This window comes from Rudaea sp. 3F27F6, from assembly GCF_005503555.1.
In the GTDB taxonomy this organism is placed as follows: domain Bacteria; phylum Pseudomonadota; class Gammaproteobacteria; order Xanthomonadales; family Rhodanobacteraceae; genus Rudaea.
The window spans coordinates 350,046-365,632 of record NZ_SCNG01000005.1; the positions used below are offsets into that span (position 1 = coordinate 350,046).

The window sequence follows — 15,587 nt, forward strand, 5'->3', positions numbered from 1 at the left end:
TGACCCGCAAGTTCCAACACCGGCATATGACTTCCGGTCGGTTCGCGCCGGCCGGCAGTTCGCTAGACTCGCGGCGCCCCGACTGGAGGATGCCGCAATGCGTGTTTCGCTGTTGTTCGCTTTGGCGATGGTTTATGGCGCTGCCGGTGCCACGGAGTTGACGGTTCCTATCCATGCCATGGAACCCTTGCTGGGCAGTTGGCATTGCGACGGTGTGTTTCCTGCCAGCGGCAAGACCATCGCTTCGACCATGCGTTTCGATATCGATTTGGGCGGTGCGGCCGTGCTCAAGCATCACGACGATATCGCCCCGGCCAGCTATCGCGCGGTGGAAGGGTGGACATACGATGCGAAGGGCAAGCAATTCAATGCCGCCATCGTCGACAACTTCGGCGGTGCGCGTCGCTTCAGCTCCGGCGGTTGGGAGGGCGACACGTTGACGTGGGCATCCGCGCCGGAGGTGCAGCCGGCGCAGAAGTTTATTTACGTGCGTGCAGCGAATGGCGTACTGCGCGTGGATTGGCAGGTGATGCGCGACGACAAATACGTGGTCGGCGACACGCTCACCTGCAAACGCCAATGATTCGGCACGTGCGGTGGGATGAGCTTTTGCGCATCCCACCGGCATTCGCGAGATGTCGGGCCTCGCTTCGAGTTTCGCCTCGCTCGACCGAAGCTGCGATTCAGCCCGGAATTTCGGCCTCGACGAGTTCGCCGAGCAATACCAGCGATTCCTGCCAGCCGAGGTAGCACATCTCGGGCGGGATCGCGTCGGGAATGCCTTCCTGCACTACGTTCAATTCGGTACCGCAGATCACCGCACGCAGGTCGATCGTGGTGACCATCGTGCCGGGCAGGTTGGGATCGTCGAAGCGGTCGTCATGACGGATACGTGCGTTCGGCACCAGCTCCAGATAGGTGCCGCCGAAATTGTGGCCGCCGCCGGAGGAAAAATTGGTGAAGCTCATGCGATAGCGGCCGCCGACCTTCGCCTCGAGTTCGTGCACGGTGCAGGTGAAACCGTTCGGCGGAAGCCATTTGCTCAGCGCAGCGGCATCGAGGAAAGCGCGGTAGATGCGTTCGGGCGGGGCGCGCAGGACGCGGTGCAGACGGATGGTGCTGGACATGGTCGTTACTCGTTGGTCGAGGAGAAGCCCTCATTGTCCATGACGCTTGGGCGATACTGAAATCGACATCGCGGTGCGGAAAAAAACCGGGGCCCGGATGTCGATTCCGCCGCTGCCCGTTCGTCGTAGACAGGCAAACGGCCCGCAATGAAGAAAAAACGGGCCGTCCGTCAAACCTCAAAGGAGACCCAACCATGCGATTTCTATCCCTGATCCGCGTCCAGGAAAACACCGGCAAACAGCCCAGCCAGCGCCTGATGAGCGAAATGGGCAAGCTGATGGGAGAAATGACCCAAAGCGGCAAGCTGCTCGACACCGCCGGTCTGATGCCGACGGCGCAGAGCAAGCGCGTGAGTCTGCGCGGCGGCAAGATGGCTATCGTCGACGGGCCTTTCACCGAGACGAAAGAAGTGATCGGCGGTTTTGCCATGTTCAAGGTCGAGTCGCTCGACGAAGCGATCGTGCTGACCGAGCGCTTCGTCGAACTGCACGTCGAAGACGGTTGGGAGATCGATTGCGAAGTTCGCCAACTGGTCGAGCCGGATTTTGACTCGCTCACTTCTTGCGAAGATCGTCGCTGAACCGATTGAGCGCCGTGGCTGAGCGGCGCGATCGGCGCGGAAGAAGCCGTTCTTTTGCGCCGCGAATGGCGCCGCGAGGTCGGTTTTTCCGGCTGCTTTATTCGCCATCTAGGCAGTGTCACGGTCGGCCGTCCGCAGGAATAACAAGGAGCGCCGCGGCGATAGCGGCGTGTGCGCGAACGAGACGCGAGTCACGCTTGCAGATAGTCGGAAACTTGTTCAATCCTTCCAGTGTCGATTGCCCGACCGCATATTGCGGATTAGGCGCGAGGGGGAAAGGAATGAGCAAGCTCAAGCTGTTGCTGTTGGCGCTGGCGTTTACCACCGTCGCCGCCTGTTCGAGCCAATCGGCCGATAAGTCTGTCATGGCCCCCGCGCTTGTCGGCGAAAGTTCGAAGCCGGGGACTTTTCTCGCCTACGAGCATACAGTTTCGATCAACGCGCCCGCGGAGACGCTGACGGCACGCATGGATGCGACGCGTGTGGCCTGCGTCGAGGCGCGCTTCGGCGCCTGCACCTTGTTGAGTTTCGACCAAAGCGGCGCGCGCTATGCCGGCGGCCGCGTGGTCGTGCGCATCGCGCCGGCCGGCGTGGAGCCGCTGGTCAAGCTCGCCAGCGAAGGCGGCGAGATCGGTTCGCGCGAGACCAAGGCGGAAGATCGCGCCGAGGCGATCGCGGACATTGAGCGGAAGAAGGACCTGCTGTCCCGGCAGCAGACGCGGCTGCTCGAATTTCAGGGGCGCAAGGATTTGCCGGTCGCTGACGTGCTCGCGCTCACGCGCGAACTCGCTCAGATCGAAACGGATCTTGACGGACTGAACAAGGCGCGGGCGAACGAGCAGCGCCGAATCGAGACCAATTTGCTGACGATCGGTTTTCGGCCCGACAAGGAAGAACGCGCATCGCGCTGGAGCCGCGTCGGCACAGCGTTCCGCAATGCGTCCGAGCGACTCGCCGAAGGCGTTGTCGACACGGTCGAGCTCGTCGCCTATGCCTTGCCGATGCTGCTCGTCGTTTTCGTGCTGGCACTGATCCTGCGCTGGTCGTGGAGACGCTTTTCGAGAAACCGTTCGGCTTAGCGCAAAGGCGCGGCGGCGTTTCGGCGATAATGGCGCCACGATCCGCTCGGCCGGATGCGAGCGTTCCCGTTTCGATCCGGCGCAAACACGGGGGAAGAACATGAGTGTTTCAGGTGCGGGCGGCACGCCCGGTGGCGTAGGACAGTTTCTCGGTGGCTTCGTGCTCGCCGTGGTCGGCGGTTGGCTGCTAATGAACCAAGTCACGGTCGCAAGCGGCGCGTGGATGCTATGGGGCTACAACTCGTTCGGCATTTCCCTGGTGCCGTTCCTCGCCGGTGTCACGTTGCTGTTCTTCAACGGCAGATCGGCGTTGGGATGGCTACTGCTGCTCGGTGGCCTCGCTATCGTGATCGCCGGCGTGATCGCCAATCTGCAGGTGTATTTTCGTCCGACCAGTCTGTTCAATACGCTGATGATGCTCGTGTTGCTGTTCGGCGGCATCGGTTTGATCGCGCGTTCACTGCGCGCGCAGAGCAGTTGACTGCTATGAGCCATCCCGAACTCGACAATCCGATCTGGTCGTCGCTCAACAGCGTGCATGGCAGGCTGGCCTTGCGTTCGGGCGCAGTCGCCCGCTATCTGGCGCAGTACGCCCCGTTTCTCGGCGTAGCCGATGCGCAGCAGGCGCACGTTGCCGATCTCGACGCCCTCGTCGCACCCGATGAAAGCGTCTACCTGATCGGGGTCGCGCCGAAGGCGCCGCCGCATTGGCGGCTCGATGCGTTCCGCCCACTCGCGCAGATGATCTGCGAAGAACCGATTGCGGTGATCGACGGACCCGACGTGATCGCGCTGACCGCCATGCACCGTGCCGACGTGCTCGCGCTGACCGCGCTGGTCTATCCGCATTATTTCCGCGAGCGCACGATGGATATGGGGCGCTACTTCGGCATCTATCAAGACGGACGGCTTGCCGCGATGATCGGCGAGCGTCTCGGCGCGGAATCCGCGCAGGAGATGAGTGCGATCTGCACGCATCCGGATTTTCTCGGCCGCGGCTACGCGCGCCGGCTGACCGCGATGCTGACCAACGACACGCTGCAGCAGGGCAGGTTGCCGTTCCTCCACGTCAGTTACGAGAATCCGCGCGCGCTGAAACTCTACGAGCAGATCGGCTTTCGTCTGCGCCGCGACATTCCGTTCTACTCGTTGCAGCGCGCTAAGATCGCACGATGACCAGCGCTAACGTGGTCGTTGTCGCCGTCGTCCTGGTTCTCGCCGTCGGCCCTATTGTTCTCGGATTATTTGGAGCGTTCGGGCCGAAGCGCGTTGCCGCAGCCGCGAGCGGAGATGCACATGCAGCGTGGAACTGGCGTCTGACGGCGCTTTCGACGCTGCTCTACGTGCTCGCGTTCAATCTCACGTTCTTCCTGCAGGAATTGTTTCTCGTGTTGCCGAAGGCGTTCACGCCGGGCATACGCGCAGCCTTGTTTCACAACAATCATAGTTGGCAAGGCGATCATCCGCTTGCACGACTCTTTCAAGGCACGGGCGCGGTTGCGACCGTGCTAGCTGCACTTGCCTGCGCGTGGTTGCTGCGACGGAGCTCAGTCCAATCCACTACAGCGCGACTGTTTCTGATCTGGATGGCCTATTGCGGTTTCTTTATGGCGCTGCCGCAGGTCGCGGTTGGCGCGCTCAGCAACGGCAGCGACCTCGGCATGGCGATGGGCTATTTTGGCCTCGGCGCAGCGGTGAAAGCGGTGTTCGCTCTGGTTGCCTTGGCTCTGATTCCGCCGATTGCATTGTGGTTGGACAGGCAAATGCTCGAACTGGCCGACGATCCTGCGCGCATCGCGACACGTGGCGCGCGTACGCGCTTCGTCCTGCAGACGGCCGTGCTGCCGGCCTTTCTCGCGATCCTGCCGATCATCGCGTTTCGCGTACCGCGCGAATGGATCGAAGTGGTGATGCCGCCGCTCGTGGTCGCATGGATCGGCACGGTCTGGATGTTGGCCGGTGCCTGGCGCATCGACGACGCGAAAGCGGGCGGCCGCGCCGGCGAGATATCGCTGGCGCGGCCGCTGATCGCGGTGTTGCTGTTGTTGCTGATTTTCCAGTGCGTGCTCAGGCCGGGCATCCGTTTCTACTGAGCGCGCACCGTCGTGCTCGGCTTCAGGCCGCGTCGGTCGCCTCCGCGCGCACTGCGCGGCGCGCGACGTATGCGCCGAGCATCGCGCTCGCGAGCAGCACGAGCGCGGCGACGAAGAACGGCGTGCCCGCGTGCGGAAACGGCGCGTCGGGCCCGATCGAAGCAGCGTAGACGCTGCCGAAAAACAGCGGCGAGACCACGCCGGCGATGCTGCCGACGCTGTTGTTCGCACCCTGCAACTGGCCTTGCTCCGATTCGGATACACGCTGCGTCATCAGCGACTGCAGGGTCGGCATCGCCAACGCCCACAAGGCGTTCGGGAACATCGCCAAAGTGAAGGCCCATGCGTTCAGCGCGAGCCCCATGCAGCCTATGCCCACGGTGCCGGCGAACAGGCCGAACACCATGACCTTGCGGTCGCCGAAGCGCTTCACCACCGGTCCGGTCAGCGTGCCCTGCACGATCAGTTCGAGCAAACCGGCGAGGGCGAGCAGCATGCCGACCTGCCACGCGCTCATGCCATAGCGATAGCCCGCGTAGAGGACGAAGACGGCCGAGAACACGTGGTGCGCAAAGTAGAGCAGGAAGTTCACCACGGCGAGTCCGGTCAGTTCGGCGTGCGAACGCAGCAGGCGCAGCGCGCCGAGTGGATTCGCGCGGCTCCACGAGAATGCCATGCGCCGCTCCGGCGCCAGCGATTCCGGCAGGATGAAAGCGCCGTAGAGGAACGCGATCGCGCTCATCGCTGCCGCGGTCCAGAACGGCGCGCGCGGCGACCATTCGCCGAGTACGCCGCCGAGCAGCGGTCCGGCGACGAAGCCGGCACTGAACGCGGCCCCGATCAGGCCGTAGCCGCGCGCGCGGTTCTCCGGTGTGGTGATGTCGGCCATATAGGCGTAGACGGTCGTGAAGCTGGCCGAGGTGATGCCGGCGACGATGCGGCCGAACGCGAGCCACCAGAGATTCGGCGCGAGCGCCATCAGCACATAGTCGATGGCGAGCCCGGCCGTCGATATCAGGATGACGGGACGGCGGCCGTATTGATCCGACAGCGAACCGATGATCGGCGAGGCGACGAACTGCATCAACGCCCACAGCGCGACGAAGATGCCGTTGATGATGCCGGCGCGCGAATTGGAACCGGAGAATTGTTCGATCAGCGAAGGCAGAACAGGGATGACGATGCCCATCGCCACGATGTCGAGCATTGCGGTGACGAGAATGAACGCGATCGCGGCCTTGCCGGCGCGAAAGGCAGGTAGTGACATGATTGAGTTGTCCGAGGAGTGCGCGCCGAAGGCACGCAAAAAAAGAAGCGGCGGACGCGCGGTGCGCCCGTCAATGCGCTACATCAGATGTTGGAAACACTCTGCATGGCGGACCTCGGAACTTACGTGTTGCAGGATGCGCATGATACACGAGCATTCGCATAGCGCAACCCGGCGCAGCGGTGGATGTGTCGCATGGCACATCGAAGCGAAGCGCGTCGTCGTGCGGATACTCAGCTCGCGAGCGGTTTCAATCCGCGCGCGGGGTCCAGCGTGAGTTCGTACCTCGGCAGATTTACCGGCCGATGCGTTCGCCGAGAGCTTTCGCGGCCGCGGGATTGCGCTCTTTCGCTGCGCTGATGAAATAGATGAACACGTCGCGCGGCGCGGTCGGTGTGGCACTGTCGGCAACGCGGGGCAGGTCGGTCGGATCGGCGCCGCCGGACCAGATCCGCGCGCGCTGCGCCCAGGCATCGAGGTCGATCGCGGCGTAGCCGGTGTCGATCTGCGATTCGCTGCGCATCAGGCGCGCGTAGACGAAATCGCCGGTCACGTCGGCAAGCGACGGATATTTCGGCGAGTCGGTATACACCGTCGCGATGCGCTGTTTGCGTGCGAGCTCGACGTACTCTTCACAGAGAAAACTCGCGTGGCGCACTTCGAGCACGTGGCGCAGCGGTAGGCCGTCGAGGACGCGCGGCAGCAGATCTATGAACGCGGCGAGATCGGCCCGGTCGAACGCCTTGTACGGCGGCAACTGCCAGTTGATCGGGCCGAGGCGGTCGCCGAATTCGGCCAGACCGCCGAAGACGAAATCGTCGATCGCCTTGCCGGCCTCGGCGAGCACGCGGCGGTCGGTGCAATAGCGCGGCGCTTTGAGCGAGAACACGAAATCGTCGGGCGTTTCACTGCGCCAGCGTGCATAGGTCGGCGCCTTCTGCGGGCTGTAGTAGGTGCTGTTGATCTCGATCGTCGAAAGCTGGCGGCTGGCGAATTCGAGCTCACGCTTCTGCGGCCATTTCGCCGGGTAGAAGTGGTTGCGCCACGGCGCGTAGTTCCAGCCGCCGATGCCAGCGCGGATACGGGTGTCCATCGCGGTGTCCTCGTGTCTCGGCCCATCGTATTGGAAATGCGACGGCGCTGCCATGCATGCGCATCGCCCTTATGCGCTGCGCTAGACTTTGTCGTTATGAAAATCGCCCTGGCTCAATGGCGCATCGAGGCGCCCGCTTCGTTCGCGGAATTCGCCGCACGCATTTCGGCCGAAGCGGAGTCGGCGGCCGGGCAGGGCGCGCGCATCGTCGTGCTGCCGGAATACCTCGCACTCGAACTTGCCGCGACATTGGACGCGGCAACGCGCGCCGACTTTGCGGCAACCCTGGCCGCGCTGCAGCCGATCCATGCCGATTGGCTGCGTTTGTTTTCCGCGCTGGCGGTCAAGCACGGTATCCATCTGCTCGCCGGCACTTTTCTTCTCGCCCAGGCGAACGGCCGCTATCGCAATCGCGCCTATCTGTTCGCGCCGGACGGCGCGCACGTCTTTCAGGACAAGCTGACCCTGACCGGCTTCGAAAATGCCGCGCGCGTGATCGAGCCCGGCGACGCACTCAAAGTGTTCGATACGCCGCACGGACGCATCGGCATTGCCATCTGCTACGACAGCGAATTCCCGCTCTACGCGCGCGCGCAACGCGAAGCCGGCACGCGCTTGCTGCTCGTGCCGAGCTGCACCGACACCGAAGCCGGCGCGACGCGCGTGCGCATCGGCTGCATGGCGCGCGCGCTCGAAAACCGCATCTACGTTGCGCAGTCGGTCACCGCGGGGCAAGCGCCCGACAATCCCGCGCTCGACACCAACACCGGCCGCGCGGCGCTCTACGTCGCCAGCGACCGCGGCCTGCCGGAAGACGGCGTCGTCGCCGCAGCGCAGCCCGGCGCAACATGGCTGATCGCGGAAGTCGATCTCGCCGCGCTGGAGGCGACCGCGGGCAATGCGCAAGTCGCCGTTCCGGCCGATTGGCTGCAGCAGTCGCGTCCGAGCGTGGCCCGAGCCACGGTCGAAGTTCTGTAGATTTCGTCGCAAAACGCCATGCGCGATCAGCGGCGCGCGTCACAGTGCGCGTGACGGCGTGCGCGGTTTTGCGTGCGTCTCAGCCACTGCAACAATCGTGTCATCTCATATGCGCAAAGCGGGATGACGGATCTATGCCGGCGACGTTGTTGGCCGACTCGATTCGTTGCTTCGTAAAAACCGCTTCGCGAGACATTTGATCGACTGCGGAATCATCGGATGCAGTTGTACATTTGCAATTAAAATCGACAATTCTGGATTGAAAATTTCGTTTGCATTGTAATCGATCTTCGTGCAATAGAATTCGGCAATCGCAATGAATGCGGAACTCGATGCGGCTTATGTAGTCGTGTGGTAGCGAAGAAACGAGGCCGGCATGAGCGGCGCAAGCGGCATTTCAAATCGGGACGAATAAAGGAGCTGTGCTCATGTCGGAAATCATCGTTTGCCGGACCATGCCGCTCACCGCCACGCAGGCGGACGCCGCCCTGCGGCGCAGTATCGAAATCAATCCCGCGAATGCGGACGGGCACCGGATCGTCGCGCGCAGCGAGATCGGCAGACGCGGCGGCCCGAGACGCCTCACCGTTGCGATCAACCACAAATGGCCGACCAACGGTGTGCGCTTGAGCGTACAGTTTCTCGACAATCCGGAGCCGGAGTTGAGAAGGCGAATCCTCACTCACATGAATGCCTGGTCGAAGACGGCCAACGTGAGTTTCGCGGAAACGCGGGAGACGGGTCAGGTGCGCATCGCGCGCTTGGATCAGCCAGCGGAAGTCGCCGGATATTGGTCGTATATCGGCACGCAGATACTCGGCATCGACAAGGATCAGCCGACGCTCAATCTCGAAGGCTTCACGATGAATACCTCCGAGGCCGAGTTCAAGCGCGTGGTCCGGCACGAGACCGGACACACTCTCGGCTTCGAGCACGAGCATATGCGCCGCGAGCTGGTTGCGAAGATCGACCGGCGCAAGGCGGTCGCCTACTTCGACCGCACCCAGGGATGGACGGAACAGGAGACGCTCGATCAAGTGCTGACGCCGCTGTCGAAGAAGTCGACGCTCGGCACGACCGAGGCCGATGCGCTGTCGATCATGTGCTACCAGATTCCCGGCGCGATCACCAAGAACGGCAAGGCGATTGCGGGCGGACGCGACATCACCAAGAAGGACTTTCAGTTTGCCGGTAAGTTGTATCCGCTTTCGACCAAGCGCGCCGATGCGGCATCTCAGCCGCAGGAAACATCAAAGCCGAAGGCGAGGGCCAAATCGCCGTTGCAGGATGGTGCGGCCGGCAGAGATACGTTTCATATCGTCGTGTTGACGCCGTTCGAGTACGAAGAACCGCAAGCGTCGCAGCCGGCGGCGAGCAAGGCGGAGAAAAGGCCGCAGTTCCTGCGCGTGCTCGCGAGCTACGCCGGCGCGCGCGTGGAAGCGGCGATGCGCGTGTCGTCGAAGGGCGCCGCAGCCGCAAAGGGCAAGCCCGCGGGGCCGACGCGATTCGGCTCGATCATCGGCATGCACGAGCGGATCAAGACTTACACCAATCTCGGCAAAGGCACGCTGCCGAACAAAGAGCAGTTGGCCGCGTTCGGCAGCGATCTGTTCGAAGCCTTGTTCCGCGACAAGGTTCTGCGCTTGTACGACGAGGCGCGTTCGCGCCAGCACGGCGGCAGGCTCGACATCGTCTTCACCTCGATGGTGCCGTGGATCGCCGAGAAGCCGTGGGAGTTCGCCTACGACCGCGCGCGCGCGAGCTTTCTCGCGACGGGAGAAACGCATTTTGTGCGCAACGTGCTGACCGGCGTGCCGGCCGATTTCATTGCGCCGTCGCTCGGTCCGCTGCGCATTCTCGTCGTATCGGCGCAGCCGAGTGGCTATGGCCTGCTTTCGATCGAGCGCGAAACGCAGTTGATCGAAGACAGCTTCGCTCCGCTCAAGAAGGCAAAGTTGGCGCAAGTCGAACTTCTTGCACGCGCGACGCCGGCAAAGGTTCACGCGCAACTGTCGAGCGGCGCATTCAACGTCGTGCATTTCATCGGCCACGGCGACTTCAACGAAGACACCCAGGAAGGTTCGTTGATATTCGAGGACGACGACGGCGGCGCCGCAGTGCTGAAACAGTCCGCGGCTTGCGAACTGTTCTGCCAGCGCGGCATCAACCTGGTTTTCTTGAATGCCTGCCGGACCGGCACGGGCGGCCGCGCGGAATTCAACAAGGGCGTGGCCCAGGCGCTGGTCGCGCACGGACTGCCGGCGCTCGTCGCCAACCAGTACAGCGTGCTCGACAGTTCGGCTGCGCATTTCGCCCAATATTTCTACTGGGCTTTGAGCCAGGGCAAGACGATCGGCCAGGCTGCCTGCGAAGCGCGGATCGCGGTGAACTGTCTGCCGCAGCGCGAGATCATCGATTGGGCCGTTCCCGTCGTGTATGCGCGCGATCCTGCAACGGTTCTGTGCGAGCCTCCGCAAAGCCAGACGGCGGCGCCGGGCACGACTTAGATTTGGCCGACATAAATCCGTACCGATTTTCCTACGAGGAGAACATCGATGGCGACGAAAAGCAGAAAGGGCAAAGGGACGTCGAAGAGCAAGGGCAGCCAAACCGGTAGCCCGAAAAAAGGAGCGAAACCGGGTTCCAAGCTCGCGCAGAGGCGCAGGTCTCCGGCCGCGATTCATGAAGAGATTGACGACAAATCTCCGGTGAGTCTCGAAGAAGCGCGCGCCTTGGTGCGCGCCGCGGCTCCGACGCGTACAGTGGCTCCGGCACGCGCAATCCGACGCGCGGCGGCACCGGTGGAGCAGCCGGTCGCTCTGGAATTGTTCGGCGAAGAGCGCGAGCGTCTGATCGATCAGCGCAACAAGGAACGCGCGCAGCAACTGCGCGATTATCAGGCGACGATGGCGATCATGAAGCAGCGCGGCGTGAAGAAAGCGCAGCCGGCGTCGGGCGGCGCGGGCCGCCGGCGCGCATTGAGCGCGGACGCCGGTTCGTTTCAGCCCCTGCAGGTGATGGCCGAAGGCGATTCGTGGTTCGAATATCCGGTGCCGTTTTTCGGCGGCGGCATCGTGCCGAGGCTGGAGAAGCGTCTCGGCGTTCCGATTCTCAATATGGCCGCGGCGGGCGATGAGGTTCGCTTTATGCTCGGCGTCGAACAGCGCAAACGCTTGCAGCAGAATCTGCAGAGCGGCTGTCCGGCCGGTGGGCCGTGGGACGTCGTACTTTTCTCGGGTGGCGGCAACGACATCGTCGACAACCCGATGGCGCTGTGGATCCGCGACTTCCAGCAGGGTGCGTCGCCAGGAAGCCTGATCAATCAGCCGCGGTTCGACTCGGCGCTCGGCATCGTGCGCGCGGGCTACGAGGATCTGATCGCCATGCGCGACACGTTCAGTCCGACCACGCAGCTCGTCTTTCACTGCTACGACTTTGCCATACCCGACGGTCGCGGCATCTGCGGCCACGGCCCTTGGCTCAAGCCGGCGCTCGATCTGCATCGCATCACTCAGCCGGTGACGGCGGCCGCGGTGGTCAAGGAAATGCTGCTGCAGTTCAAAGGCATGCTGGATAGTCTCAGCGCGGCGCATCCGGGCAAGATCACGATTATTTCGACCCAGGGGACGCTGGATCCGAAGCCGAGTTCGTGGCACAACGAACTGCATCCGCAATCCAAGGGCTTCGACCAGTTCGCCGGGATGTTTCGCGACGCGTTGAAGACGCTCTTTCCGAATCGGGTGATCTAGCGCGGCACGCTAGCGCAAAGCGATGCGCGGCCGCCGTACCGTTCGAGGTGTGCGGCGCCGTCGCCGAACTTGGATCGGACGCTCCGTTAAATTCGGTAACGATGTCGCTCGCGGAGCCTTTGCCGGGCGCCGCGAGAACGACGATCGCCGTCAGCCCAGTTTGAGATCGACGATAAACTGCGACGCGTCGCTTTCGAGCTTCGCGATCACGTCCTTGCGTCTGCGCGCATAGAAGTCGGTGTTCAGCGTCATGCGCTGCGCGGCGGTCCAGAAATTCACCTGCCGCGCGCCCCACTTGAAGAACAGGAAGCGCTTGCGCTCGTCCGTGCTGCGAAAGTAGAACGCGCCGAGCGCCATGCTGAGCGCGCCGTTGTCGGAACTCTGCACCGAACCGAGCTGGAAATTGCCGCTGTCGCCGGTCGAAGCATGGAAGTCGAACATGCGTATCGCGCCGTCCTCTTCGGTCAGCGAAGACAGCGCGGCGATCGACTGCTGCAGCACCGCGAGCTGGTTCTGCGTCGCGATGGCGGTGATGATCTTGAGCGCGGCCTGGTCCATGCGGAATTCGCCTTCGCTCTGATCGAAGCTGGTGAAGGCGAACTGCTCCGTCGTCCAGCCGAGGTTTTCCAGGACTTCCACGTATTTCTGGTACCACGCGCGCGTCTGCGTGAAGCGGTCGCAGGCGCCGCTGGCCGCACGCTGGGCCAATTGAACGGAGTAGAGCACGTCTTCCTTCTGCTGCTCGCCGACGCCGTCGACGAAGGACAGCAGGCTGCCGACGTCGACCTTGGCCGCGAGCGGCGGCGCTGCAGTCCGCCCGCGCGCGATCGTCGTTTTTGCCGCGCGCGGCTTCTTGCCCGGAGCAAGTCCTCCGCGCATCAATGCGATCGGCGCGGGGGGCAGGATGAGATCGCGGACATACGCTTCGAGTCCGACGGCGACGATGTTGTGATCGGGCATCGTCGATTTCGCTTTGCCGCCGCCTTTCGGCGCACGCGCTTGGCGCATCGGCTTCAGCAGCGCTTGATGCGGTTGCTCGATCAAATGGCCTTGCGCGTCGAATTCGGCACTGAGGACGAAGGCCGACTCTTGCGCCGTGTAGCCGGGATCCCAGTGCGTGTTTCCGGGCACGTTGCAGTGACCGTAGTGGCCGCCTTGGCTGACCCAGATTTGCGGATTGCGATTGTGGCCGCCGGGGTCCTGGCCGTTGACCGCCGGCTTGGGCGGTCCGTCGGGCCAGACTCTCGGCACGCCGTGCTCGGCTTCGATCCAGCGGCAGAGGCGCGCGACGTTGGCGAGCGCCTGCGGATTCTTCGGCAGATGGGCGAAGCCGACGAGTTCGATCTGCACGGCGGAATCGCGATTGGTCTCGATGCCGGGCGGGTGTTCCAGGGCGCGCGCGCCCTCGGCGGTGTCGATGTGCTGGAAAATATCCGTCGCGCTCACGGTGAAATGCGGATCGGATCGGCCGCTGCGAAACGCCTCCATTGCGCCTTCGGCCGTGCTGCCTTCGGTGGTGTGATGCACGATACGATACGGCCCGCTCACATAGGGGCCGCACGAGCCCGAGATGGGAAGCCATTTGGCAAATGGACACCGAGCCATAAATCCCCCTTGGATTTTACCAAAATCGCGGTTTGCGTCGGATAAAAATCGGGGTGCAGCGTAATACGCCGAACGGCGGCGTACAACGGCCCATTTTTGAAAATGGGCGCGGTTATTCAAAATGGTCGGTGATTATTTTGCGTCGCGCGAATGTGCTGCGACGCGTGGGCGGACGGGATCGTCGGTTCGACGGTCAGATCGGCAGCAAGGTGGTGACCCACAGCGAGGTGCAGGCCAGGCCGCAGCCGATCAGCGTGGCGGCGAGCACGTCGCTCGGGTAATGCAAGCCGAGCACGACGCGCGAAGCTGCGACGAGCAGTGCGAATGGAATCAGCAGCGGTGCCAGCCACGGGAAGTACGCCAACGCGACGATCGTGAAGGTGACCGCATGCAGGGTGTGTCCCGAGGGAAAGCTGAACTCGTCGAGCGGCAGCACGAGCGGCACGATGTCCTGATGCGTGCGGAACGGGCGCGGGCGCCGCGTCCAGCGTTTGAGGCCGCGGTACATCGAGGCCGCGACGATGCCGGTCAGTGCCATCTGCAGCGCGACGTGGACGCCCTTGATGCCACCGAAGATCGCGATCGCGAGCATCAGCACGTACCAGAAGACGCCGTCGCCGAGGCGGCTGATCACACCGAAGAAGCGCGCGATCGCGCGGCGTGCACCCCAGTGATTGGCGCGGCGGCACAGACCGACTTCGCGGCTGCGCAGTTCGAGGTTTTGCCAGAGTTGCGTCGCGGTCATGTCGCTCCCTCGCTGAATTTGCCGTTGCCGGCCAGTTTGTTGTTGGTCGGTCCCAGACCCGCGAGCAGCTTGGCGAAGCTCGCGGTGACCGAAACGGGATTGAGTTCGGCGACCGCGGCGACGGCGGCCTCGCGGATGTCCGTGCGGGTCACGTCGCTGCGCACCAAGTCGAGCGTCGCGCGCAGGAAGGCGTCTTCGTTGGCGAACGCCACGCGGCGTCCGCATTCGCCGGTCAGGTGCTCGCGCGCCGCGCCGTAGTCGAAGGCGACGGTCGGCAGGCCGCTCGCGAGCGCTTCGAGAGTAACGTTGCCGAAGGTTTCGGTCAGGCTCGGAAACAGGAACAGATCGGCGCTGGCGAAATGCCGCGCGAGTTCGTCGCCGCGCTGGATGCCGGCGAAGATGAAGTCGGGGTTTTCCGCGGCGAGCGCGGCGCGCGCCGGGCCGTCGCCGATCCAGATGTAGCGCGCGTCGCGATGGATTTTCTGAATCTCGCGGAACGCGCGCACGGCGAGCGGCAGGTTCTTTTCCGGGGCGATGCGGCCAACGTAGATCACCGCGATCTGGCCCGGCTTGAGGCCCCACTGCGCGCGCAGCGCTTCGTCGCGGTGCGTCGGCGAGAACAGCGCGTTGTCGACCGCGCGGCGCAGGAGGACGACGTTGCCGAACTTGTTCTCGATAAGGAAATCGCGCAGCTCGATGGTCGGCACCAGGGTCGCCGCGCCCTGGCGATGGAAGCGGCGCAGGTAGGCGAACACGACCGGAGTGAGGAAGCCGAAGCCGTAGTGGCGCGCGAAGTCGTCGAAGCGCGTGTGGAACCCGGTCGCGGCCGGAATGCCGAGCGCGCGCGCCGCGCGCAGGGCGGAATAGCCGAGCGGGCCTTCGGTGGCCGCGTAGATCGCGTCGGGGCGCTCGTCCTTCCAGAGCTTGCGCAGACGGCGTGCGGTCGGCAGGCCGAACTGCAGGCCCGGATACTTGGGCAGGCGCGCGCCGCGCACGAGGATGTCGGGGCCGTTCTCGTCGGCGTCGTCTTCGGTCTGGCGCGGACGCACGACCTGCACCGCGTGTCCGGCGTCGCGCAGACCTTGCGCCAGGCCGGCCACGGTCAGGGCCACGCCGTTGATTTCCGGTGGAAACGTCTCGGTGACCATGGCGATGCGCATGCGCGGCACTCCTGCGTTTGATGCAGGCTAGTCGGCATGCTTGAACGAGGGGTTACGGATTTATGTCTAGCGCGTTACGCGGTCGGCTGCGTCACGAATCGGATGCGGTC

15 protein-coding genes are annotated in these 15,587 nt (G+C 63.8%); 9 read left to right on the forward strand and 6 right to left on the reverse strand.

Features of this window, described 5'->3' with window-relative positions:
* Positions 1–97: 97 nt before the first annotated feature.
* Entirely contained in the window at positions 98–583 is a 486-nt protein-coding gene (locus tag FFS30_RS19215; protein WP_137914805.1) for a hypothetical protein, read from the forward strand.
* Positions 584–683: 100 nt separating this feature from the next.
* Here the strand turns inward: FFS30_RS19215 and FFS30_RS19220 are convergent, their stop codons facing one another.
* Positions 684–1,127: an SRPBCC family protein gene (locus FFS30_RS19220; RefSeq protein ID WP_137914806.1), complete on the reverse strand. Its 444-nt coding sequence runs from the start codon at positions 1,125–1,127 to the stop codon at positions 684–686.
* A gap of 194 nt (positions 1,128–1,321) precedes the next feature.
* Here FFS30_RS19220 and FFS30_RS19225 point away from each other — a divergent pair, with 194 nt between their 5' ends.
* The 5 genes from FFS30_RS19225 to FFS30_RS19245 all read left to right on the forward strand — a co-directional run bounded on the left by FFS30_RS19225 (position 1,322) and on the right by FFS30_RS19245 (position 4,880).
* Positions 1,322–1,708: a YciI family protein gene (locus tag FFS30_RS19225; RefSeq protein WP_137914807.1), complete on the forward strand. Its 387-nt coding sequence runs from the start codon at positions 1,322–1,324 to the stop codon at positions 1,706–1,708.
* A 281-nt stretch (positions 1,709–1,989) separates the two neighbouring features.
* The gene (locus FFS30_RS19230) at positions 1,990–2,787 is read left to right on the forward strand and encodes a DUF4349 domain-containing protein (RefSeq protein WP_171014739.1); all 798 of its coding nucleotides are present in this window, start codon (positions 1,990–1,992) and stop codon (positions 2,785–2,787) included.
* A gap of 100 nt (positions 2,788–2,887) precedes the next feature.
* The gene (locus FFS30_RS19235) at positions 2,888–3,268 is read left to right on the forward strand and encodes a hypothetical protein (RefSeq protein ID WP_137914809.1); all 381 of its coding nucleotides are present in this window, start codon (positions 2,888–2,890) and stop codon (positions 3,266–3,268) included.
* 5 nt (positions 3,269–3,273) lie between these two features.
* Positions 3,274–3,963 carry a GNAT family N-acetyltransferase gene (locus tag FFS30_RS19240; RefSeq protein ID WP_137914810.1) on the forward strand — a complete coding sequence of 230 codons (690 nt, stop codon included), beginning with the start codon at positions 3,274–3,276 and terminating at the stop codon, positions 3,961–3,963.
* Entirely contained in the window at positions 3,960–4,880 is a 921-nt protein-coding gene (locus FFS30_RS19245; RefSeq protein WP_137914811.1) for a hypothetical protein, read from the forward strand. Before FFS30_RS19240 ends, FFS30_RS19245 begins: the two co-directional genes overlap by 4 nt.
* Before the next feature lie 22 nt (positions 4,881–4,902).
* Here the strand turns inward: FFS30_RS19245 and FFS30_RS19250 are convergent, their stop codons facing one another.
* Both FFS30_RS19250 and FFS30_RS19255 read right to left on the reverse strand, forming a co-directional pair.
* The gene (locus FFS30_RS19250; RefSeq protein WP_137914812.1) at positions 4,903–6,147 is read right to left on the reverse strand and encodes a TCR/Tet family MFS transporter; all 1,245 of its coding nucleotides are present in this window, start codon (positions 6,145–6,147) and stop codon (positions 4,903–4,905) included.
* A 295-nt stretch (positions 6,148–6,442) separates the two neighbouring features.
* A complete protein-coding gene (locus tag FFS30_RS19255) occupies positions 6,443–7,240 on the reverse strand; it encodes a DUF72 domain-containing protein (RefSeq protein ID WP_137914813.1) in 798 nt (265 codons plus the stop codon).
* 96 nt (positions 7,241–7,336) lie between these two features.
* Here FFS30_RS19255 and FFS30_RS19260 point away from each other — a divergent pair, with 96 nt between their 5' ends.
* The 3 genes from FFS30_RS19260 (at position 7,337) to FFS30_RS19270 (ending at position 11,967) form a co-directional block, all read left to right on the forward strand.
* A complete protein-coding gene (locus FFS30_RS19260; protein WP_137914814.1) occupies positions 7,337–8,218 on the forward strand; it encodes a carbon-nitrogen hydrolase family protein in 882 nt (293 codons plus the stop codon).
* 428 nt (positions 8,219–8,646) lie between these two features.
* Positions 8,647–10,725, forward strand: a complete 2,079-nt coding sequence (locus tag FFS30_RS23955) for a CHAT domain-containing protein (protein ID WP_171014740.1) — start codon at positions 8,647–8,649, stop codon at positions 10,723–10,725.
* A gap of 201 nt (positions 10,726–10,926) precedes the next feature.
* Positions 10,927–11,967 (forward strand): hypothetical protein, encoded by a 1,041-nt coding sequence (locus FFS30_RS19270; protein WP_137914815.1) that lies wholly within the window; start codon positions 10,927–10,929, stop codon positions 11,965–11,967.
* A 150-nt stretch (positions 11,968–12,117) separates the two neighbouring features.
* On the opposite strand, the gene FFS30_RS19275 is transcribed toward FFS30_RS19270, so the two are convergent.
* From FFS30_RS19275 to FFS30_RS19285, 3 genes are all read right to left on the reverse strand, one after another.
* On the reverse strand, positions 12,118–13,494 hold the full coding sequence (locus FFS30_RS19275; protein WP_212742523.1) for an N-acetylmuramoyl-L-alanine amidase: 1,377 nt from the start codon (positions 13,492–13,494) through the stop codon (positions 12,118–12,120).
* Between the two features lie 271 nt (positions 13,495–13,765).
* Positions 13,766–14,317 (reverse strand): phosphatase PAP2 family protein, encoded by a 552-nt coding sequence (locus FFS30_RS19280; protein WP_137914817.1) that lies wholly within the window; start codon positions 14,315–14,317, stop codon positions 13,766–13,768.
* A complete protein-coding gene (locus FFS30_RS19285; RefSeq protein ID WP_171014741.1) occupies positions 14,314–15,477 on the reverse strand; it encodes a glycosyltransferase family 1 protein in 1,164 nt (387 codons plus the stop codon). The genes FFS30_RS19280 and FFS30_RS19285 overlap by 4 nt, the downstream gene beginning before the upstream one ends.
* Positions 15,478–15,587 lie beyond the last annotated feature (110 nt).